Annotated in this window: 21 protein-coding genes; 14 read left to right on the top strand and 7 right to left on the bottom strand. The window is 46.0% G+C overall.

From position 1 onward, the window contains the following. On the bottom strand, positions 1–422 hold a 422-nt coding region (locus PXY01_RS20545; protein ID WP_164744523.1), incomplete at its 3' end, for a GNAT family N-acetyltransferase. A 217-nt stretch (positions 423–639) separates the two neighbouring features. Between PXY01_RS20545 and PXY01_RS20550 the strand changes: the two genes are divergently transcribed. The 3 genes from PXY01_RS20550 (at position 640) to PXY01_RS20560 (ending at position 3,270) form a co-directional block, all read left to right on the top strand. Continuing rightward, positions 640–1,164, top strand: coding sequence for an RNA polymerase sigma factor (locus tag PXY01_RS20550; RefSeq protein WP_218028239.1), 525 nt, complete (start codon positions 640–642; stop codon positions 1,162–1,164). After that, positions 1,161–2,315 (top strand): hypothetical protein, encoded by a 1,155-nt coding sequence (locus PXY01_RS20555; protein WP_127572775.1) that lies wholly within the window; start codon positions 1,161–1,163, stop codon positions 2,313–2,315. Before PXY01_RS20550 ends, PXY01_RS20555 begins: the two co-directional genes overlap by 4 nt. Before the next feature lie 148 nt (positions 2,316–2,463). Beyond that, the gene (locus PXY01_RS20560; RefSeq protein ID WP_127572777.1) at positions 2,464–3,270 is read left to right on the top strand and encodes a Cof-type HAD-IIB family hydrolase; all 807 of its coding nucleotides are present in this window, start codon (positions 2,464–2,466) and stop codon (positions 3,268–3,270) included. 318 nt (positions 3,271–3,588) lie between these two features. Here the strand turns inward: PXY01_RS20560 and PXY01_RS20565 are convergent, their stop codons facing one another. Then, on the bottom strand, positions 3,589–4,071 hold the full coding sequence (locus tag PXY01_RS20565; RefSeq protein WP_127572779.1) for a DinB family protein: 483 nt from the start codon (positions 4,069–4,071) through the stop codon (positions 3,589–3,591). 89 nt (positions 4,072–4,160) lie between these two features. On the opposite strand from PXY01_RS20565, the gene PXY01_RS20570 reads away from it, so the two are divergent. Further along, entirely contained in the window at positions 4,161–4,685 is a 525-nt protein-coding gene (locus tag PXY01_RS20570; protein WP_127572781.1) for a DinB family protein, read from the top strand. Positions 4,686–4,878: 193 nt separating this feature from the next. Here the strand turns inward: PXY01_RS20570 and PXY01_RS20575 are convergent, their stop codons facing one another. Both PXY01_RS20575 and PXY01_RS20580 read right to left on the bottom strand, forming a co-directional pair. Further along, positions 4,879–5,517: a response regulator transcription factor gene (locus PXY01_RS20575; protein WP_127572783.1), complete on the bottom strand. Its 639-nt coding sequence runs from the start codon at positions 5,515–5,517 to the stop codon at positions 4,879–4,881. A gap of 84 nt (positions 5,518–5,601) precedes the next feature. Then, positions 5,602–7,095, bottom strand: coding sequence for a serine hydrolase domain-containing protein (locus tag PXY01_RS20580; RefSeq protein ID WP_164744524.1), 1,494 nt, complete (start codon positions 7,093–7,095; stop codon positions 5,602–5,604). 186 nt (positions 7,096–7,281) lie between these two features. Between PXY01_RS20580 and PXY01_RS20585 the strand changes: the two genes are divergently transcribed. From PXY01_RS20585 to PXY01_RS20610, 6 genes are all read left to right on the top strand, one after another. Beyond that, on the top strand, positions 7,282–8,100 hold the full coding sequence (locus PXY01_RS20585) for a type II CAAX endopeptidase family protein (protein ID WP_127572787.1): 819 nt from the start codon (positions 7,282–7,284) through the stop codon (positions 8,098–8,100). 67 nt (positions 8,101–8,167) lie between these two features. After that, positions 8,168–9,364 carry a sensor histidine kinase gene (locus PXY01_RS20590; RefSeq protein ID WP_127572789.1) on the top strand — a complete coding sequence of 399 codons (1,197 nt, stop codon included), beginning with the start codon at positions 8,168–8,170 and terminating at the stop codon, positions 9,362–9,364. Between the two features lie 128 nt (positions 9,365–9,492). Then, complete coding sequence (locus PXY01_RS20595; protein ID WP_127572791.1) at positions 9,493–10,200, top strand: DNA alkylation repair protein; 708 nt, start codon at positions 9,493–9,495, stop codon at positions 10,198–10,200. A gap of 302 nt (positions 10,201–10,502) precedes the next feature. After that, the gene (gene xynA, locus PXY01_RS20600; protein ID WP_507763289.1) at positions 10,503–11,126 is read left to right on the top strand and encodes an endo-1,4-beta-xylanase XynA; all 624 of its coding nucleotides are present in this window, start codon (positions 10,503–10,505) and stop codon (positions 11,124–11,126) included. Positions 11,127–11,295: 169 nt separating this feature from the next. Continuing rightward, positions 11,296–12,234, top strand: a complete 939-nt coding sequence (locus PXY01_RS20605) for a formylglycine-generating enzyme family protein (RefSeq protein ID WP_127572795.1) — start codon at positions 11,296–11,298, stop codon at positions 12,232–12,234. 221 nt (positions 12,235–12,455) lie between these two features. Continuing rightward, positions 12,456–13,910 carry a serine hydrolase domain-containing protein gene (locus tag PXY01_RS20610; protein ID WP_127572797.1) on the top strand — a complete coding sequence of 485 codons (1,455 nt, stop codon included), beginning with the start codon at positions 12,456–12,458 and terminating at the stop codon, positions 13,908–13,910. A 309-nt stretch (positions 13,911–14,219) separates the two neighbouring features. Here PXY01_RS20610 and PXY01_RS20615 read toward each other — a convergent pair whose 3' ends face one another. The 3 genes from PXY01_RS20615 to PXY01_RS20625 are packed head-to-tail and all read right to left on the bottom strand — an operon-like array spanning position 14,220 to position 17,438. After that, positions 14,220–15,263, bottom strand: a complete 1,044-nt coding sequence (locus tag PXY01_RS20615; RefSeq protein ID WP_127572799.1) for an ABC transporter permease — start codon at positions 15,261–15,263, stop codon at positions 14,220–14,222. Next, positions 15,238–16,266 (bottom strand): ABC transporter ATP-binding protein, encoded by a 1,029-nt coding sequence (locus PXY01_RS20620; protein ID WP_246028035.1) that lies wholly within the window; start codon positions 16,264–16,266, stop codon positions 15,238–15,240. Before PXY01_RS20620 ends, PXY01_RS20615 begins: the two co-directional genes overlap by 26 nt. Positions 16,267–16,268: 2 nt before the next feature. After that, positions 16,269–17,438, bottom strand: coding sequence for a COG1470 family protein (locus tag PXY01_RS20625; protein ID WP_246028036.1), 1,170 nt, complete (start codon positions 17,436–17,438; stop codon positions 16,269–16,271). Between the two features lie 189 nt (positions 17,439–17,627). Between PXY01_RS20625 and PXY01_RS20630 the strand changes: the two genes are divergently transcribed. The 4 genes from PXY01_RS20630 to PXY01_RS20645 all read left to right on the top strand — a co-directional run bounded on the left by PXY01_RS20630 (position 17,628) and on the right by PXY01_RS20645 (position 21,369). After that, the gene (locus tag PXY01_RS20630) at positions 17,628–18,224 is read left to right on the top strand and encodes an RNA polymerase sigma factor (RefSeq protein ID WP_127572803.1); all 597 of its coding nucleotides are present in this window, start codon (positions 17,628–17,630) and stop codon (positions 18,222–18,224) included. Beyond that, positions 18,221–18,988, top strand: a complete 768-nt coding sequence (locus tag PXY01_RS20635) for an anti-sigma factor (protein WP_127572805.1) — start codon at positions 18,221–18,223, stop codon at positions 18,986–18,988. The genes PXY01_RS20630 and PXY01_RS20635 overlap by 4 nt, the downstream gene beginning before the upstream one ends. A 174-nt stretch (positions 18,989–19,162) precedes the next feature. Continuing rightward, positions 19,163–20,569, top strand: coding sequence for a protoporphyrinogen oxidase (gene hemG, locus PXY01_RS20640; RefSeq protein WP_127572826.1), 1,407 nt, complete (start codon positions 19,163–19,165; stop codon positions 20,567–20,569). A gap of 83 nt (positions 20,570–20,652) precedes the next feature. Next, positions 20,653–21,369, top strand: a complete 717-nt coding sequence (locus PXY01_RS20645; RefSeq protein ID WP_127572807.1) for a YebC/PmpR family DNA-binding transcriptional regulator — start codon at positions 20,653–20,655, stop codon at positions 21,367–21,369. The last annotated feature ends 69 nt before the right edge of the window (positions 21,370–21,438 follow it).

A 21,438-nucleotide genomic window follows, 5' to 3' on the forward strand; every position in this document is an offset into this window, starting at 1 on the left:
GAGTATCCTAGTTGTTTATAGAATTGATGTGCGGCCTCACGTTCGGGTCTATCGCCGCTAGTCAAAACAATAGCACTTACTCCATGTTCATTCGCCCAATTCTCTACGTGCTTCATAAGTTCCTTTCCTATTCCTAATCCCCGATATTCTGTTTTTGTAACCAACACCGAGATTTGAATGATCGGCTGATCGCTTTCATAAGCGTATTGCTGACGAAGGCCAACCATTCCAACCACTTTGTCATTAAGTTCTGCTACCAAAGTATGATACATTGGATTGGAGCTTATCATCTCCAATCTTTTTTTCATTTGAAGTATGGATGCTGGATGGCCTAAATCATTCATCAGTTCGGTAATTGCATCGATATCACGAAATGAAGCTTCTCGAATAACTAAACTACTGGCATGACCGCCTGTTCTCATGTGACTCGCCTGTATATGTAATAATATGTTACCATAATTATCAATCTGGTTGAATTTGGATAGTTGAAAAAATAAGAAATGCGTCCGTATTGCAACAGGCTGAACGAATCGTCGCCGCAGACAGCTGTAGTAACGGGCATTTTTAATTTACAAGTGAACCAAGCTTCAAGTTATGACCATATACAGTTGAATGGCCATTCAGAAAGGGAGGAGCTACTTGGATATCGAGGAGTTTGGCAATCTGATCGAACAGCACGGCAAAGCGCTGTATGGATTCTGCCATAGACTAACGTCGAATCGGACGGATACTGACGATCTCTATCAAGAAACGCTGCTGAAAGCGATGGAAGCGCGATATAAGTTGGACAGAAATCGGAATCCGAAAGCCTTTCTTCTGTCGGTCGCGGTTGGACTGCACAAGAATCAGCGCCGCAAATTTGCCTGGAGACAGAGAATTGCACCTACAGCAGCATACAAAGAAGCGGCCGCCGCGATCAACGTAGTCTCGAGTGAAGAGACTCCGGAAGCTGCAGTGATGTCTTCCGAGCTGCGTCAGAAGATACAAGCTGCCGCCGATAAGCTTCAAGATAAGCTGAAGATCCCGCTTTATCTGTACTATACGGCAGAATTGTCGATTGAGGAGATCGCTTCGGTATTACAAATTCCGCATGGTACGGTCAAGAGCAGACTTTATCAAGCTAGACAGGCGATGAAAAAGGAACTGGAGGTGGAGTCTCAATGAATAATTCCGAACAATGGGATCGCATGCTCCGGCAAGCTTTGGCTTCGGACGCCAAGCCTGAAGAACAATTAAACAGAGAGGTTATGAATCGATACAAGCAGATAAGCGAAAGGAGGTCCAATAATAAAAAAAGGGTCTCTATAGGGGTATTGGTTGCTGTTCTTTCACTAGTCATGTCTGTGTCGGCGTTCGCGGCTTTAAAGTTATTCAGCCCCCAGCAAGTAGCCAAGCAAATGGGGGAAGAAATTTTGGCAGAAGCTTTCGCCAGCAGTGAAGCTATCGAAATTATCGAATCTGTCGTTTCCGGAGGTTACAAGATTACGCTGCACGGCATTGTCTCCGGTGCTGGATTGGTTGAACTGGAAAGCTCACCAAATCAAATATCCTCAGAGAAGACGTATGCCGTTGTGTCCATAGCTAACGCTGATGGAAGTCCGATGCCTTCGACGAGCGATCCACAATATGGTGAATTTCCCTTCTTGGTGTCGCCTTTCATTAAGGGGCTAGAGCCATGGCAGGTCAACATCGCCTCGATGAACGGCAGTTATAGTGAAATTGTGTTAGACGGCGTTATGTACAGGTTAATCGAATGCGACATCGTGGAAATGTTCGCCGACAGAGGCGTATATTTAGCCGTGATCGGCGGTCAGAGCTTCCCGAACAGCGATACGATTGCTTTCGACGATAGGACGGGCGAAATTAGTATCAGATCGGATTACGAGGGAGCCTCCGCGCTGTTCGATCTTCCTCTGGATAAGTCGAAAGCCGATCCAGTCAAGGCAGAAGCCTATTTGCGTGAGCTCCTGAAGGAGTCTTCCTCTAATATGGAAGCGGAGCTAACCGAGAATGCCGCTGCCGACGATGGATTTGCTGAAATGGCTAGGAAATCAGCGGAGTGGAAGAAAAAGGTGCCAGAAGGCAAGACGATTCCAGAATCAATCCAACAAGTAACCATCGACGAGCAAGGGAAAATCAATTACAATTTCGACGTCTGGGACGTCAAGGTTAGCCCAGACTTGTTGTTTCCGGAAGGGCAAACGGGCGATTTTCCTTATCATTTCAGTGAGAGAGACGGTAAGGTATACGTAGTGGTGTTTACGGTAGACGAAGACAGCAATATAACCGGCAAGGTCGTTGTGATCGATTCTTAGAGCCGTTCTTTCTAACCTTTCAGTTAACTTTCTTATCAATCATTTGTGGTAGATTAACCTGTGGGTAGGTGGTTTTTCATAATGGGTCTAGCATCTTCTTTAGGAATAGGATATTATTGGGAAAATTACTACAGAGGAGAGATCCCGGATGTCGAACATACAAGCCATTGTATTGGACTTAGACGGAACATTACTCGACAATGACAAATCTATCTCCCCGCGAAATTATCAGGCTGTTAGAAGGTGTTATGATTATGGAATTCATATTATCGTAGCCACGGCACGACCGCCTAGAGTTGCTAATCGGTTTGTCAAAGAGCTTCCTTTTGTCGACTACTTGATCTATTACAATGGTGCTCTAACGGTATGCAAGTCTAAGCGAATTCAGCGGCACATTAGTATCCCAATGGAAGTTAGCCAGCAGATTATCGATTTCATCGAGTTACAGGAATCTCAATCGATCATAACATTCGAGAACAAAGACGCATGGTATGCGTGTACACCGATTCCTGATTCGCAATTTACTCATTTCGGTATCAGTTCTAATGATGATAAACCACTGATTGTTGAGAAAGCTTTTATTCGTTCACTATCCCCAACCAAAATATTGGTACATGGTTATAGCGCATGGATGGAACTTGTCAAGCAATTCGGAGAGCATGTGAACGTAATTGCTACTGATGGTGGGGCCCTTATTCAAATTATGCCTAAATTGGCCTCCAAGGAGGATGCCGTGCAATGGGCGCTTGATGACATTGGAGTGAGGACAGACAATGTAATGGTGTTCGGGGATGACTTTAACGATTTGGGTCTATTTCATAAGTGCGGATTTCCGGTCGCTATGGGAAATGCAATAGCTGAACTAAAAAATAGTGCAAAGTATATTACCGAATCCAATGATCAAGATGGTGTTGCTGTTGCTCTTGAGAGGTTTGTGTTTGCGATGAGATTGTAGTAACGAATACTCTATTATTTTTAAATAATGTCCAGTTGCTATCTTCATCAGCAGATAGATAAGAACATATGATGGTTCGACAAGAATGAAGGCTGCTGCGGCAGTTACGGCTGAGGCATCTGTGTCTATGACAGTGTTGACAGACGATTTGGAATTGCATGCTCTAGAAAAGATCAAACAGTCATATGACAAGTCTTGCCAAAACGATCCAGTCGACGAGTGTGAAAGCAGCCGTTAACCATGTTGCCAGGGGTGCAGCTTTCATCACTCGTTTGTTCAGCCGAATAGGACTCTTCTCTAAAAAAACGAGAACGAACTCTAACCGATCACAGATAAAATTTGATTCTGATGATGGATGTCATGCTGAATAAATTCGTAGATGATATAAAGCAAGGAGTAGGGAGTACCTGTATGCGGGCAGTTGGCGATGCCGTTAGCGGTCACATGCTTAGCAGCAATGTCTGGTTCTGCTAACAGCGTCTCGACCAACTGAAGACGGGTTTGCTTGAATTCATCGAGCATACTATCTTTAGTTACTCCAGAACGAGCAAATTCATAAGCCTGTTGATTGAACGAATCGAAATCTGGAAAGACCATTCCTTCGCCAGTTCGAAGAGCTGGGATAATCGTGTGAAGCAGATAATGATCCCATTGTCGAAGATGAGAAATAATTTCTGCTACTGTCGCTTTCCCTTCAGCTATTGAGCTAAACCATATGTTATCGTTCAGATCGCGTAATGTATCTGTCCAATCTATAAACTGTTTGTAACGATAAATCGTTTCTTGGCTTAAGTCTATCACTTCGGTAGCCTCCCTGGGTAAGATAGCAGAATGCGAACATATGCTTCTATGGTATATTAAGTTTTTCCAGAAAGCAAGGGGGATAATGAATGAATTTCAAACTTAATGAAGCTGTTGAATTGTTAGGGCGTACGCCAAAGGCGTTGGAGGGCTTATTGTTAGGAGTGTCTGATGAATGGCTTTACTGCAATGAGGGAGAAGGGAGCTGGAATGTCTTCGAAATCATTACTCATCTAATTGAGGCGGAAAGAAATAATTGGATCCCGAGACTAGAGCATATGATAAGTGATGAGGAGCAGCGTACACTCCCACCTTTTGATCGCTTTTCTCATTTGCTTCTTAACGAACATGGAACGATGGATGAAAAGTTGTTAGCTTTTAAAAGCATTCGGGCACAAAGCATAGGAAGACTTGTGAAGCTTACGGAGCGGGAATCGGTTTGGGAGAAAACGGGCATACACCCGGAGTTCGGAGAAGTAAATGTCAGCCAATTGATTTCTACTTGGGTCGTTCATGACCTTACTCATATGGCACAAATAGTTCGCGTTCTGGCTAAAAGATATGATGCTGACGTAGGACCGTGGAAGGAGTATTTATCTATCTTGCACCGTTAATGAAATAAATGTACTTACTGGTTGAGCAGGAAGGTCATAAATATCAATTCCAAAAAGTGATAGAGGTCCAATATAGATTCGCATAATATTAAACGTAAGAAGTGCACCGCCAGAAGTATTCGTCGCTATACGCCGTAGGTGTTGAGCCATGTATACTCTGGGGTGCACTTCTGTTTTTTGACAACGCAGTCGCTTAAATCAATTTCTCATCGTGCGCTTTCTTCATTACAGTTGCGCGATTATGAACATTCAGCTTGGAGTAGATGCTGGAGATGTAGTTTTTAACCGTCCCTTCTGATAGGAACAGCTTGGTGGATATATCCCGGTTCGATAATCCTTCCGCAATGCATTTCAGCACTTGCGTTTCACGCTCGGTTAACCCGTACTCCGTCTCCTTCGTCGAAGGCCGCGAGAGCGTTCTGGCGAATAGCGCTTTGGCAACGTCTTGGCTAATCATCGTTTCACCGCGGTGAACAAGCACGATAGCTGCTGCAAGATCAGTAGGGTCGATGGCTTTCAGAATGTAACCTTCAGCCCCCGCATTCAACGCACTAAGTACAATTTCCTCGTCTTGAAATGTAGTAAGCATGATGATCTTAATAGTCGGATAAGATTTCTTTATACGATCTGTCGCTTCCACGCCGCCCATAATCGGCATTTGGACGTCCATTAGGATAACCTCCGGCTGCAGCTGAGGTACAAGTTCTACGGCTACTGCTCCGTTCTCGGCAGAGCCAACTATTTCAATGTCCGGGTTAAGATTGAGAACGATCCCTAAGCTCTTGCGAATAATTTCCTGATCCTCGACGATCATCACTTTTATTTTGACCATGAGCTGATGCACTCCTTATTAGCTAAAGCAGTTGTACATTTAAGATACTCGAAAAAAGTCATAGTTGTATAGTGACTTCTAGTGTTACTTCCAATTACGAGGGATGAAGAGTAGAAAAGCGCTATACACAATCCAAATGAAAACGCACACAGCTGCAACGATGATCGCTGCGGCTAGATCATATGGGTATCCGTAGAAGCCAGCCTCCGTTGGACGGAATACGAACAATAAGTAAAGGATCGGTAAGAGCACAATAATTAATAAAAGAAGCCGAATAAGGTTCAACCAGCGATATTTCAGCTGAAATTGGTTCCGATATTTTCGTACAACACTTCTTATTAATACGAGCATGAAGAACAAGCTGACCGCAATAATGCCCAATGAAATGTAACCGAGCACTTGAAACACGTTGATGACGCCGGCGACGGACTTCGGTTCTTGATCGAGCAGAATGCTTACGACGCCTTCGGTTATACGCGACCGGCGTTCTCCATTACTTTCTCCCACGAGCATTACAAAGCCAATCTGCTTATCCGGAATAATGACCATCTCCGAGCTGGAGCCCATGCCTTCACCAGACTTGGACAGGATACGAGTTCCGTATACCTCACTTTGTTCAAACCCGCTTTCCGTATATATCGCGCCATCCAGATCGGAAGCGACTACGCCGTTCTTCGTATGTTGATCAAACTTGTCGGAAGCGATAAAAGAATCAGCGTGATGACCTAGTACGGCAATCATTATTTGGGATAGATCCAGTACATTGCTATAGGCACCGCCTTCAGCAGCTTGACTGCTGCCGAACGTTTTCCAATAAGGAGCAACCTTCGTTGAGAACCCGAACAGATAGCCGTATTCTTGCGCGATATCTACGTCGTTAATGAGATTCGGATTAAACTCGCTATGACTCATTCCGAGCGGTAGAAACAACGAATTTCTAATATACGATTCATAAGGCTGGTTCGTAACCTTCTCAATAACTAACCCAAGCAGGTTAAAGCAAGTGTTGCAGTACTGGCCCTTAGAACCAGGAGAACTATTCATCGAGACTTTACGCAGCGCTTTCGCCGAATCTTCCTTAGAATTTCGATTCTTCTCAATATCCTCGTATATAGCACCGTCAGCTACATAACGGCTAACACCGGCGGAATGCGTAAGCAGGTTGCGAATCGTCACCTTGTCCGATTCCTGCTTGTTACGGTATTGGAACCACGGCAGATAGGTTACAACCGGTTCATCTAATGATATAAGTCCCTGATCGACTAACTTCAATACAGCTGAGGCAGTTAACACTTTTGTAACGGAGGCAATAGAATAGACGGTTTCCGGCGTCGCTTTCTGTTGTGCAGCAAGATCGGAGTAACCGATTCCTTCAGCCGCAACGATCGCATCATTTTCTACGAGAGCATACGCGCCGCCAGGAAAGCCTGCGGTACGGAACTGTTCCTCAAGATACGAGTTAATTCTATCAATCTTATAATGATCGATGACGCTATCAGCAAACACAGTGTTAGGTACGAAAATAATAAAAGTAATCAATAATAAAGAGGTGAATAAGGATTTAAGAAGCTTATTCATATGTAACATCCCTTCTATTAATTTATCTATGGCTAAGTTTATTCAATAAAAGTCATGAAGAAGAAGTGCCGGTCACTATGACTTTTATCCCCCGAAAGTTACTACTTCCCTATGACTAGATCTCTGTACATTAAGGATGCGGCAGTTGCTGCTGCCAATAAACCATAGAAGAAGGATCGATAAATTATGTTCAGGTCATTGAAGGATTCCAGTAAGGTCGTCTTATTTACGGTTATTGTGATTTTGCTTGCTGTACTGTTCAGCTACATACCCGGTATTTCTGTCTTTGTTTATATGTTGACGCCAACGATTGCGGTTTTGATTATGATGCTGCTCGTGACTCGCGATGGTTATACGAAGACAGGCTGGAAGCTGCTCGGGCTTCATAAGCTTGGCAGGAAGGCCTGGTTGTTCGCCATCTTCGTACCCATCATTCCGTTCGCATTAAGCTTCGCTGTTGTATGGTTAACGGGGATATCATCCGTTGAAGGAAAGGCTGATTTTGAAGGGATAAGCTGGGCAGTATTTCCGCTAGCTATCGTATTTATTTATGTAAAGGCAGTCCTAACACAAAGTATGGGTGAGGAGCTTGGATGGCGTGGTTATTTGCTGCCATTGATGTTAAGAAGTATGGGGAAGAAGAAGGCGTATATGCTTAACGGTTTAATTCATGGAGTATGGCATTTTCCTCTCATGATTAATACAGATTCTTATCATGCGGATGATAAGCTGTGGCTGATCTTGCCATTAACGGTGCTCAGCACAGTAGCTCTGGCACCTGTTATTGGTGAAATCCGCATGCGCACCGGAAGCGTCTGGACATCGTCTATGATCCATACGACACATAATTTAGTATGGTTGGTTCTGGGATATTTTGTCGTAGATAATCATGAGGCTGCTAAGTATTTATCGGGTGATATGAGTATTATCGTAGTATTATTCTACTTAGGATTAAGTTTATATATGTGGAAAAGGAATCGTTCTGAAAAATTATTACTACAATAGTAGATTAACGAGCGGTCATAACTTATACTTGTATTTGCAAAAATTACATAAAAGGCTGTGACTGCTCTTGTTTGTTTTGAATCGACCGAGGCATTGGATTGACTATTTGCTGCTCTGTCTTCGTATTCTATGGGGCGGTACTGGAATCGTTAACCTTTTTCAAACGGATGTGGATGGATTTTATGTATGGCTTGGCGCGTTAGGCTATACGCTTTCATGCATCGTTCCCTTTCTTATTCATTGTATAGAAAGAGTGCCTCGTTATTTGCCGGTCTTAGCAGACTTACTATTTACAGGAGGCTTGTTCCTGCTTCTGTTTCACTATTTTGATCTGACAGAGCTTGGCTATACAACCTTTAGTTTTTTTCAAGTTCCGGCATTCTTGATCGGCTATTTTAGCAGAGGGTGGCATGGATGCTGGACAGTCGTTATCCTTAATACGTATCCGTTTGTTTTGTCAGGCGGAGTACCTGATCTAACATTCAATAGGCTAGCCGATGAAATATTTAATCTATCTATTCTATTTGGAGTAGGGTTCTGTTTTCAAAAGATCGTGTCGTCCTATCAGAAAATTAATCATATGTATAAGGTCATCCAAGAGCAAAATAAAACGCTTGAGCTGTATGCGAAGCAAATTGAAAAGCTAACGCTGCTGGAAGAGCGAAATCGATTGTCACGAGACCTGCATGATACAGTAGGGCATACATTTACAACGACGATTACGGGGATGGATGCGGTCTATTATTTGATCGATATTGCTCCGAGCGAGGCGAAAGCAAGTCTGCGAGAGCTGCTGCATCTAACTCGAAATGGTCTGGATGAGGTTAGAAGGCATATTCATCAGATTGCTCCAGAGAAGGATGAGCAATCGCTTAGCTCGGCTCTGTCACAGATATGCAATCAATTTGCTCATCATACAGGTACAACGGTTAAGTTGAATACGGAAGGTGACGAATATCCGGTATCGGAGAATTTACGAATCGTTTTTATCCGATGCTTACAGGAGTCGCTGACGAATGCGAAGAAGCACGGGAAGGCTACGGCCGTTACAATCGGTCTTAAGTTCGAAGAGAATCAAGTGAGTCTACGAATTGAAGATAATGGTGTTGGACCAAAAGGCGGAGTGACCAAAGGCTTCGGACTTCAATCGATGACCGATCGGTTGACGAATCTCAACGGGTCGTTAGAACTCGTTCCGAAAGATAAAAGCGGTATGATTATTGTATGTAAAGTACCTATTTTGACAAAAATATCTGGTAGCTAACCCCCTTGTAAGGGGGTTTTCTTATGGGGAGAGACTTGGAATGGTCAACTTGATACGATGTTGATTAATCATTAGAATGGCCATATATCAACACATGCAATCGAATACGTGGAAAGGAAAGATGAAGGTTGAATTTCGAAGAGGTTATGAAGGAGCTTGAAGCACTCGGTAAAGAACGGCTCAAGAAGATGTATATCTCTAACGGAGCACATGAACCTGTGTTCGGCGTAGCTACGGGTGCAATGAAGCCGATGGCCAAGAAAATTAAAATCAATCAGCCATTAGCTGAACAGTTATATGCAACTGGGAATTATGATGCGATGTATTTTGCTGGAATTATTGCAGATCCGAAAGCGATGACCGAGAAAGACTTTGACCGTTGGATTGATGCCGCATATTTTTATATGATTTCCGATTATGTGGTTGCCGTGACGCTGGCCGAAACCGATATTGCACAAAAGGTTTCCGATCGATGGATCGCAAGCGGCGAAGAGCTGAAGATGTCTGCAGGGTGGAGCTGTTACTGCTGGCTTCTTGGCAGTCGAAAGGATGATGAATTTTCTGAAAGTAAGCTTGCGCATATGCTTGAGCTTGTGGAACAGACGATTCATCAATCGCCGGAGCGTACGAAGTCGTCTATGGTCAATTTTGTTTATACTGTCGCTGTATCTTACTTACCGCTACATGATAAGGCTGTAGAAGTTGCAAAATCGATTGGGCCAGTCGAAATGAAGAGACCTAACAAAAAAAACAGCATTCTGAATGCTATTGAAAACATTCAGAAAGCTATCGATCGAGGAGGGCTTGGGTTTAAGCGTAAATATGTTAGATGTTAGAGTAGTGAGTGAATATATATGATTAATGAAAGGATGCCGTCCTGTAAAGGGCGGTATTTTGATATTTCCAACAGTTACCTTCATTATAACAACGTTGGAAAAAGTAGTTATCAATATGAATAAATAGCTAAAATCTAGTTAAAATTATAGGGGTAAATCTTTAATTTTTTAGGTTTCTATGAATACGCTTACATACTATAATTTGCAATGTAGGAGTTGCTAGAAAGTAACCTCGCTACAAGGCTAATCTGCTTAGCAGAGAAGTCAAAAGACAAACAAAAATTCTTTGGAGGGTGAATTACGTGAAAAAGAAACTCGCTACAACAGTACTGGCAGCAACGATGAGCTTGGGGGCGTTCGCAGCATCCGCTAGCGCAACGGACTACTGGCAAAACTGGACGGACGGCGGCGGTTATGTAAACGCTGTTAATGGCCAAGGTGGTAACTATAGTGTTTCGTGGCAAAACACTGGTAACTTCGTTGTTGGTAAAGGTTGGACGGTAGGTTCGCCAAACCGTGTAATCAACTACAACGCAGGTGCGTTCCAACCAAGCGGTAACGGCTATCTGACGCTGTATGGCTGGACGAGAAACGCTCTTATCGAATACTATGTAGTTGACAGCTGGGGTACGTACCGTCCAACTGGAACGTACAAAGGTTCGGTATATAGCGACGGCGGCTGGTACGATATCTATACGACGATGAGATATAACCAACCTTCCATCGACGGTACTTCTACGTTCCAACAATACTGGAGCGTACGTCAATCGAAGAGACCAACGGGTCAAAACGTATCGATCACGTTCAGCAACCATGTGAACGCATGGAGAAATGTTGGTATGAATCTCGGCTACAGCTGGACGTACCAAGTATTGGCTACAGAGGGCTATCAATCCAGCGGTTACTCGAACGTAACGGTGTGGTAATCCACCTGTAGTTAAACAGAGCCGGTCAGCAGACTGGTTCGATAATAGTTCAAAAGCAAGTATATAAGGCCTGCCGGCCTCACAGCTGGCGGCCTTATATGTTTCCGTCAACAAATTGCCGTAACCGTCACGGCTAACTATTTCTTATTCGTTCAAAGGAGATATATCAATGAGAAAGCTATTGATCTTCCTTCTAATCGTAATGTCGGTTACAGCGACTGCTTGTTCGAAAGATAAGGATGATAGCAATAAACAATCTGTTCAAGAGGACAGCAATAAACAGTCTGTACAAGAAGACAGCAATAATCAGTCTGATCAAACTGAAAGCAATGCTATCATGAATAGTATGGTATTAGTCCAAGGCGGCACATTTAAGAACACGAAGTCTAACTTTTATGGTAAGGATATTACAGTACCGAACTTTTATATCGGTAAATATGAGGTTACGCAACGCGAGTGGATTGAAGTGATGGGCAACAATCCGTCCCAATTTAAGGGCAGCGATTTTCCTGTCGAGATGGTAACTTGGTATGACGTACTTGAATATTGTAATAAAAGAAGCGAAAAGGAAGGCTTGCAGCCTTACTACAATATAGACAAGAAAACGGTCGACCCGAATAACAAAAGTGAAATTGATAACATTAAATGGACAGTTACAATTAACGCAGATGCGAACGGGTACCGCTTGCCTACAGAAGTTGAATGGGAGTACGCAGCAGGCGGAGGCCAGTTGAGCAAAAGCTACACATATAGCGGCAGCAACAATGCGGATGAGGTAGCTTGGTATTGGAAGAATTCCGGTGAGAAATTGTTAGAAGGAGACTGGAACTGGCCAGCTATCGAGAATAACAAGAGCAGTACGAAGAAAGTTGGGCAACAAAAACCGAACGAGCTGGGACTTTACGATATGTCGGGTAATGTAAGGGAATGGATATGGGATTGGCATGGTGAAGATGTCAGTAAGCCAGCAGAGAGTGGGACACACCGGATTGTGAAGGGCGGCGGTTGGATCGGTGATGTCAGCAACGATGAACCGTCTTTCCGTGGGATGTTCGATGCGAACGGACTTGGACCGGATCAAGGGTTCCGTGTCGTCCGCAGCGAGTAGTGGTCAAGATGAAGAGGGGCAGCTTATGTGTGCTCCTCTTCTTTTTTATTTTCATTAGAAGCGAGAGTGAATCCCTTTAGGAAAACTTAAGTTGACGTTACATACAAATCAACATAAGATATGTTAAATAACGGGTGATATACATTATATATGGAAGCAAGCGGACTGATGCTTGCGTAGCTTTTGCGAGGTTGAATTTATTGGACAAGGGGGTTCATGTTGTGGCAAGCTCTAGTGTTAAGTTAAATCCAAACCGGATCAAATCTGGAACGCTCGTCGCGTTTATGAACGATATCGAGCGGTATCAGCTTCCAGTGAATCGTTTTATTCTTCTACACGATGGGGAGCACATCCTCCAATGGCATCGGTCTCCATATCGGAAAGACGTCCCACAGCTGCTTTATTCTTTGAGCCAGAGTATTACTTCAATTGCAGTCGGTATTGCATGGGATCAAGGCTTACTGAAACTGGATGATCCGATCATGTCGTTCTTTCCAGATAAACTTCCCGCCTCGATTTCGCCTAATTTGGCACGTATGACGATTCGGCATTTATTGACTATGACAGCGGGCCATGAAGACAATATATGTTCAGCTGTAGCGAAGGAGCAGGATTGGGCGGCCGCATTCTTCTCTCAGGAAGTTGTGCATGAACCAGGTACCCGATATTATAACTGTATTTATTCAACATATATGCTATCTGCAATTATCGAGCGCGTGACCGGGATGAGCTTAATCGACTTTCTAGTGCCCGCCTTGTTCGACCCATTATCAATCCAGCGACCAGTCTGGGAGACATGCCCTTTAGGCGTGACTGCAGGCGGAATGGGGTTAAGCTTATCGACGGAAAGTATGGCGAAGATCGGCTTGATGTTGATAAATGAAGGGGTATATGAAGGGAAACGTATTTTATCGGAGCAGTATATACGCATGGCGACGTCCGAACAAAGCAACAATCGTTCGTCTGCAGCGTTAGATCGAAACGATATGATACAAGGTTACGGTTTTCAGTTTCATCTGTGTAAGGGAGGCTGTTATCTTGGTGAAGGTGCATTCGGCCAGTTATGCTTTGTTGCGCCGAAGGAGAAAATTGTTATTTCAGCGGCCTCTAGCTTAACAACTGTGCAGGAGTTTCAATTGCTGCTCGAACTCATATATGAACATTTCATTGATAGGTCAACAGAACAATCCTTACCCTACAAAAGAGGGGGTGATGCTGAATTACAGCGACTTCTTGAGCAATGGAATTACGAATCGGAGTGGAGAAGACCGATTCCGGATGGTAGACCGTGTCTAGACGGAGCAGTCTATCCGTTAAGCGCTAATCCACATGGACTGCGACAAATTTGTTTTTTCGAACAGTGCGGACTGCTCGAGATGAAGATGGAATATGGCGATAAGAGAGATAACACGCTGCCTTTCAGTTATGTGGAGCCTATCCGTGCATTTGATATGTTCTATAAAGATTTGGAGATGCACCGTCAAGAAGTTGTAACCTATGCGGCATGGCTTGATAAAAATTCCCTTCTATTGACCCTGTATTATATAGAGACGCCTTATGTGGTCAGATACAAGCTTACCTTTAGTGGCAATGAGCTGCAATTACAGTTTGAGCTTAACGTTTCACATCATATTCTGAACTATCGATCGGTCGGGGTTCGTGTTAAAGAAAGCTGAAGGTTGTATCATGATGAATAACCTCAGATTACGTGAAGGTATGAGGACGCTCTGCTGCAGTGATTGTTGCAGTTGAACGTCCTCTTACGACATATATATGTGCTTTACTTTCCGTTAAAGTTCGGGTACAGGCCATCTACACGTTAATCCTTAACAGTCTCACAAAGATCTCCACGATGTAGTTGGAGAAATTAATAGCTTATTGATTTTCGATTAGCCTTTTTTTACTTTGTATCCACATATCACGTGACATAGGCGTGTGCTTCGGCTGATTGTGAACTATGCTTCCATCTTCAAGGTGCAGCCAAGTTAAGAACGTGACCGGACTTCCTGTCTCATAAATAGCACATAGGAGATGCCGAAGCAAATCATCGTTGCGGCTAGCAGACCGACTAACTGAGGCCAAGACAGCATGATGCTTTGCGTAAGCGACAGCGGATTCGCAATCGCTCCGATCACTTGCGCCGTCGTCAGCGGTCCTAGCGAGCGGACGCCTGGCGTCAGCAGCGTGCTTGTAAGCTCGGTAAATAAGAATGTCGGCGAGACCCGGTTAAGCAGCAGCATTTGATTAGCGTGACGAAGTAATTCCGAGAGAGATGCAGAAGCGGATGGTTCTGTTGCTTTCTCGATTAAGCTGACGATCATACTGTAGAACAGCGTGAAGAACAGCCACAGTGCGATGCCAGCTAGTGCGGATGTTGCCGCCTGACGGAACCGGATCGAGAACAGAATGGATAAATTTAACCAGAAGCCTACATATACGATCGAGACGAAAATAAATAATAACACCCGCATGAATTCTTCCGGCGTCGGCGGATATCCGATGGTCAATAGGCCTAGTCCCATGACGAGCAAGCCGAGTGACAGCAGGACGACTGCAATTAATATAAGCGAGGCTGTAAATTTGGCGAGAATAAAGTCATCCCGGTAAATAGGCTGAGAAATGAGCCGGCTCAACGTCCCTTTGTTCCGTTCGGAATTGACGGCGTCGAACCCTAGTGCGATCCCGATGAGCGGGCCAAGGAATGAGACGAATGTCGCATAGTTCGGAAGCGTACCGTCCGATAGCGTAAACATCTGCAAGAATAAGAACAAATCTTCATTCGAGGTTGAGTATCGCCCGTCCTGAATGGCTGTTACAGCTGCATAGACCGAGCCGATGCAGGCAAGGACAATGATGCCGATGAGGATGACGAATCGCCAGCTCCGCATATGATCGCCAAATTCCTTTTGTACGATTACCCAGAAAGGAGAGGGCTGTCTGTTGTTTGAATGCGAAGCTTCTGTAATCGAACGACGAAAGAGGGGGATTCGATCCCGCAAACGATTAAGTCTTGCTGTCGTTTCGCTCATGCTTGCCGCCTCCTTCGAAATATCGGTGATAAATATCATCTAAGCCATATTGCTTGCGCTTTATGGACAGCAGCCTTGCTCCTTGGCTAATGACAAGTGAAGCCGCTTCGGATGTCACGTCATCTTGGCATATTAGAACCGCTTTGGCTGACTGCTTGGGCGGCGGTATATCGTCCATCGGTCCTCGATATTCCAGTACACCTGGCAGCTTGGACAGCCCTTCTGCAAGTGTTAGTGACCAATTAGATGCTTCAACCTCGACCTGTATCGTTCCGTCATCGTCAAGCTGCTGGGCAAGTGTGTTCACATCGCCGACGGCGATCAGCTCTCCGCGCACGAAAAGTCCGACTCTGTCGCAAATTTGTTGAACCTGATGCAGATGATGAGAGGAGAGCAGCACCGTAATGCCTTCATTGCGGCTGAGCTGTCCGATCAGCTCAAGCAGCTCACGAACGCCTTCTGGATCGATACCGAGCGTCGGTTCGTCTAGAATAATAACTTCAGGCCGCTTAATAAGTACGTCTGCAATGCCAAGCCGTTGGCGCATCCCGCGGGAGAAAGCGCCGACTTTCTTGCTTGCATCTTCTGCGAGTCCAACTCGCTCCAGAAGCTCCGCAGCACGAGCATGCGCATCAGCTAATGGAATGCCATTTAATCTTGCTGTGTAGATGAGATTGTCTAATGCTGTACGGTCTTCATAGAATCCGATGTCATCCGGCATATAGCCAACGCGCCGCTTGACGTGAAGCGGCTGGCGAACCGGATCGAGCCCCAAGATGCGTGCCGTACCGCTTGTCGGTTCGGTTAAGCCGAGCATCATTAGAATCGTCGTCGTTTTACCCGCACCGTTCGGACCAAGCAGGCCGAATATTTCGCTTTTATAGATTGTCAGATCGAGTTTGTTCACTGCCGAATGACTGCCGTACCGCTTGGTTAGCTGCTTCAATTCGATGACGGCGGAAAGCTGCTGTTCTTCATGAAGAGCCTCTAGCGTTTGCTGCACGATTACCGCCTCCCATATTTGCGGTATAGGAAGTAAATGCCGCCCGCTACGACAACGATAATTAGAATGCCGATCCAGCCCCATAGCATTGAGGATTTAACCTCAACACGGAATTGTGCATCTGCCGATTTCTCCGGTGCGGATGCTGTAATGTTAACGACGTAATCGCCAGACAGCGCCTTTTTATCTGCTTTGATCGTAGCCTGTACATGAGTTACCGCACCAGCTGCAATAGTAGAAATCGTCTTCGGCTCGAACGTAACCTCCCAGCCGCTCGGACTATCTGCTGACAGATTGACATTCTTCAAGTCAGTTGAGCCCGTATTTTGCACGACGAGATCAATATGCCGCTGCGAGCCTGCCGTCACATCGGTGCTCAGCAGATTGTTCGGCGTACTAAGACTTAGATCATAGGTGCCTGTAACGGCTGCTTCGAGTTCGAGCTTCGCTGAAGTAGAATTGTTCGATGCTGTGATTGGAATTTTATACGTTCCGGCTTTGACCATTTCAGGCGGCTTTACGCTAATGTTGATCGTTTTCTCACCGCTCGGATCAACTTGAACGGATGTGACGCTTGTGCCGCCGTCCGTGAACGATACGTCCCAGCCTGGATCGACCTGCGCTTGAAGCGCGTACATCTGTTCATTGGCCGTCCGATTCCGCAGCGTAACGCTGTAAGAGAAGGTTGAATCTGAATGGCCTTGCATGTTAGGCTGATCTGTCAGCAATTCCGTACGGAATGTGCCTTGCTCGGATACTTGCACCGAGAGCGGCAGTACGGCGTCGCCTGCACTCATTTGAAAAGAATAAGTCCCCTTATCCACCTGCAGCGGCACGATGAGCTGAAGCAGGACAGGCTGCGATTCGCCGCCTTTGACAGCAAGTTTGTTGACTGCACGACCGCCGGATGTCAGCTCATACTTCCAGCCGTTTCCCTTGTCATCAAAGTTTAGGTTGACATTGGTCGTCGAAGTACCGTGATTGATTACCTCAATCTCATAATTAAGTGTGTCTCCAGGCGGTGCAGACAGAGACAAGTATGGGGTGTACAATTCGATCGATCCGGCTGCGGCCGCCGGCCTAGCGCCTAGAACTGAGGTCGCTAATAGGATTACCACCATACTTAGCGCGAGAATTCCTTTCCACCTTGGCATGCGGTTTGTAAGCAGCATGCATAATCCCCTCCTGCGTTCGATTGTTCTGATGTCTGCGAGAAGCAGCATTCATTGACGGTACGTTCGAGAAGCAGCATTTGATTTACGGTACCGAAAAAATTTTTTTCTTTCGATTTTTTTTACAATTTGGTACAAATGAAGTGAATAGGCACAGTCTTGTGAACATGAAGGTGGAGGTTGACACCGATGCACACACCTGACGAAGAGATGACACGTGTACTCCGCGATATGTGCTGCGGTTCGGTTGAAGCGTTCGATGCGTTCTATAGTCGATTCGCTCCGTTAGTATTACAGATTGCATATCGAACGCTTGGCGACCGAATGGAAGCGGAGGATGTATGTCATGATGTATTTCTTGAAGCGTTAAGACGCGGTGATAGCTATGAGGAAGGACGAGGCTCTGTCGCCGCTTGGCTTGCGGTTATTGCCAGAAGCCGCAGTCTGGACCGGCTGCGCAAACGAAATAAAGTCATCGCAAGCGATGTCATTCCGGCCGAGCAGCAGTTGACGGCGGATACGGCGGAGGAGCGGGCGCTAGAAAGGCTGCGACAGGAGGCGCTGAAGGAAGCGCTGAACCAGCTGCCAGCTGAGCAGCGCAATGCGGTAATTGGTCGTTATTATGGCGCACATACGCAGCGTGAAATGTCTTCTGCGTGGAATGTACCGATTGGGACGGTAAAATCATGGCTGCGCTATGGACTGACTAATCTGCGAAAACAAATGGACAGGCGGGGATGGTCACAGCAGCAAGCGGATAACGGCTCAACGGAGGTGCAGCGATGAATGAAATAATGAAATATTCTACGCATTGTAAAAGGTTGTATGGGGAAGAGGAGTGGATTGACTGGCTGCTCAGCTCATCCGACGATGATGCTTCGCGTGAAATGGAGCAGCATTTGCGTCTTTGCCCGAAGTGCCGCGGGATAGTTGAGAAGTGGACACCGCTGCTTCAGTCAGCCGATCATTCTCAAGAGCTGCGCGAAACCGAGCGAATGCCGTCTCCAAACGTATACCGTAAGCTTCGTCATCATGTCCGTACCCGTTCGGTTATGCTTGCGATACGCAGACGCGGCAAGTGGTTCGCAGCCGCAGCGGCGGCATTGTTGCTGCTCGTTGGCGTTCTCGCGGTATATCATTCGACGGAGGAGAGCACGTCCGATCAACGGTCAATCTATGTCGCACAGTATGAGCCGCACGCTGTTCCGTTCATGAACGATCCGAAGACAACAAGCTATCGCATTTTTCCTTATAACGAAGCGTTGGGCGAAGGGTATGTATGGTTTAACGGCAGCTCGCAAGAAATGCTCGTTCTGCTTGAAGGGCTGTTCCCGAGCGAAGGCCACGTTGTTCAAGCTTGGGCGGTTGACGATAAAGGCCGTGCCAACCTTGGTCTGTTACGTCAAATCGAGGCGTCGCGCGAGCATTTGTATTTCAAAGGTGAGCAGCTCATCAATGCCAATCATATCGTTCTGACGGTTGAGCCCATAGGCGGCAGTGAACATCCGACATCGCCAGATGTTTTTGTATTCGATCTGCATGGTAAGTGATGGTCGCTGCCCGTGTACAGATCAAGGAGTCTGTTGCAATTTCGCCACATAACGTTCACGGAAAACCCGCATTTACGGCGGGTTTTTCGCTTATCCGTCGTTTGTCGGCTAAGGGCAATACTGCTAGAATAAAGGAAGATGTTACAGGACGTAATCCGATTCGAGGTGCAGAACATGACAACAATCGTCATTATTGGCGGTGGCATTACTGGCATGTCAACCGCTTATTATTTAAACCAATATACTCGTGGTATAGAACAGCCGGTCCGACTGATCGTCATTGAGGGTAGCAGCGAGCTAGGCGGCAAAATAAGCACCGTTCGTCAAGGTGAGTACATTATTGAATCGGGCGCTGATTCGATTGTATCGCGGAAGACGAACATGGAGCCGCTGCTTGAGGAGCTTGGGTTGAAGGACGAGCTAGTCTATAACGCAACTGGCAAATCCTATATTCATGTCGATGGTCAGCTGAAGCTGATACCAAGCGACAGTCTGTTCGGCATTCCGATGACGATCGAGTCGCTCGCGAGCAGCACGCTTGTGTCAGCCGAGGGCAAAGTAGAAGCGCTTAAAGACTTTTATACGCCTAACACGACATTTACGGAGAACGATTCGATCGGACGCTTCCTCGAAGCATTTCTGGGCAAGGAAATGGTGGACAAACAAATTGCTCCCGTTCTGTCTGGCGTATATTCTGGAGATTTGAGGGAGCTGACGATTGCTTCGACGCTTCCCTATTTACTTAAATATAAAAATGAGTACGGCAGCATTATGAAAGGGCTGGAGGCGAACCGAGGAACGCTGCAGAAGGGCGGAGACCGGAAATTTTATTCGTTCGCTAACGGCTTGTCCACCTTAATCGAACGGATGGAGGAGCGGTTAGCCGGAGATGTAGCGCTCATGAAGGGTGTGCGTGCCGATAGGATCGAACGGATCAGCGGGCATTACGGCGTCGTGCTGGAGAATGGGGAGACGGTCGAAGCCGATCATATTGTCATCAGTACGCTGCATCCGACGGCTCAGACGCTGCTTAGCTCTGACGATTTGAATGCTGATTTTGCAGAGCTTCGTAACAGCTCGCTCATCAGCGTGTATATCGGCTTTGATGTGCCGGACGAGTCTCTTCCTGCGGACGGCACTGGCTTTATTACAGCGGACAGCAGCGAGCTTGTGTGCAATGCATGCACATGGACGAGTCGCAAATGGGAGCATACGTCCGCTTCTAGAAGATTACTCGTTCGATTATTTTATAAAAGCTCGAAGCCTGCATATGAGCGGCTGTCCCGTATGACGGATGCCGAGCTGCTAGAAGTGGCGGTGCAGGATGTGAAAGCTGCTATGGGGATCGATGCGAAGCCGATTCACTATGATGTAAGGAAATGGCATGATACGATGCCGAACTATCATATCCGTCACCCGCATATCGTTGCTTCTCTGGAGCGCAAGATGGAGGAGCTGTTTCCGAACGTGCTGCTTGCTGGCTGCTCTTATTATGGTGTAGGTATACCGGACTGCGTCGCGAACGGGGAACGGACGGCACGCCGGATTGCGGATCGGATCACGTTATCACATGATTCGTAGCAAGATGAAGCAAATAGTTGTCCAATAAGACGGAAAGTCGTTATAATATATGTATATAGATTAATTAAGAAAGTGGGCGCATCATGGGTCGTAAGTGGAACAATATTAAAGAAAAGAAAGCTTCGAAAGACGCGAATACAAGTAAAATTTATGCCAAGTTCGGGATTGAGATTTATGTTGCCGCGAAGAAGGGCGAGCCGAATCCGGAATCGAACAGTGCATTGAAATTTGTACTTGAGCGTGCTAAAACCTACAACGTGCCGAAGGCGATTATCGACCGTGCAATTGAGAAAGCGAAGGGCAGCTCCGATGATAATTATGAGGAGCTTCGTTATGAAGGCTTTGGTCCTGGCGGCTCGATGATTATCGTCGATGCGCTTACTAATAATGTGAATCGTACGGCGCCTAACGTTCGCTCGGCATTCAATAAGAGCGGCGGTAATATGGGTGTCAGCGGCTCTGTATCGTATATGTTCGATCCGACTGCTGTCTTTGGCATAGAAGGTAAGTCGCTTGACGAAGTGATGGAAATCATGCTTGAAGCTGACGTAGACGTTCGTGACATCATCGAAGAAGATGAGATGATTATGATCTATGCGGAGCCAGACCAGTTCAATGCTGTTCAGCAAGCGTTGAAGGATGCTGGTGTGACGGAATTCGCTGTAGCTGAGATCACGATGCTCGCACAAAATTTTGTCAAGCTGCCGGAAGAAGCTGTTCCTGCATTCGAGAAGCTGATCGATGCTCTCGAGGATCTCGAGGACGTTCAGCAAGTATATCATAACGTTGATTTGGACTAATGTCCGATTCATAACTGAATATGACGGGACAAGCGCCTTTAGCACCGAGATGTTCGACGTGCGGGGCGT

Origin of the sequence: Paenibacillus xylaniclasticus, from assembly GCF_004001065.1 — a bacterium.
Taxonomy (GTDB): Bacteria; Bacillota; Bacilli; order Paenibacillales; family Paenibacillaceae; genus Paenibacillus_T; species Paenibacillus_T xylaniclasticus.

Bases quoted from the DNA above. Each gene is read 5' to 3' on its own strand.
- PXY01_RS20555 (WP_127572775.1), top strand. From the start codon at position 1,161: ATGAATAATTCCGAACAATGGGATCGCATGCTCCGGCAAGCTTTGGCT.
- PXY01_RS20560 (WP_127572777.1), top strand. From the start codon at position 2,464: ATGTCGAACATACAAGCCATTGTATTGGACTTAGACGGAACATTACTC.
- PXY01_RS20570 (WP_127572781.1), top strand. From the start codon at position 4,161: ATGAATTTCAAACTTAATGAAGCTGTTGAATTGTTAGGGCGTACGCCA.
- PXY01_RS20575 (WP_127572783.1), bottom strand. From the start codon at position 5,517: ATGGTCAAAATAAAAGTGATGATCGTCGAGGATCAGGAAATTATTCGC.
- PXY01_RS20580 (WP_164744524.1), bottom strand. From the start codon at position 7,095: ATGAATAAGCTTCTTAAATCCTTATTCACCTCTTTATTATTGATTACT.
- PXY01_RS20585 (WP_127572787.1), top strand. From the start codon at position 7,282: ATGTTCAGGTCATTGAAGGATTCCAGTAAGGTCGTCTTATTTACGGTT.
- PXY01_RS20605 (WP_127572795.1), top strand. From the start codon at position 11,296: ATGAGAAAGCTATTGATCTTCCTTCTAATCGTAATGTCGGTTACAGCG.
- PXY01_RS20615 (WP_127572799.1), bottom strand. From the start codon at position 15,263: ATGAGCGAAACGACAGCAAGACTTAATCGTTTGCGGGATCGAATCCCC.
- PXY01_RS20625 (WP_246028036.1), bottom strand. From the start codon at position 17,438: ATGCTGCTTACAAACCGCATGCCAAGGTGGAAAGGAATTCTCGCGCTA.
- PXY01_RS20630 (WP_127572803.1), top strand. From the start codon at position 17,628: ATGCACACACCTGACGAAGAGATGACACGTGTACTCCGCGATATGTGC.
- PXY01_RS20635 (WP_127572805.1), top strand. From the start codon at position 18,221: ATGAATGAAATAATGAAATATTCTACGCATTGTAAAAGGTTGTATGGG.
- hemG (WP_127572826.1), top strand. From the start codon at position 19,163: ATGACAACAATCGTCATTATTGGCGGTGGCATTACTGGCATGTCAACC.
- PXY01_RS20645 (WP_127572807.1), top strand. From the start codon at position 20,653: ATGGGTCGTAAGTGGAACAATATTAAAGAAAAGAAAGCTTCGAAAGAC.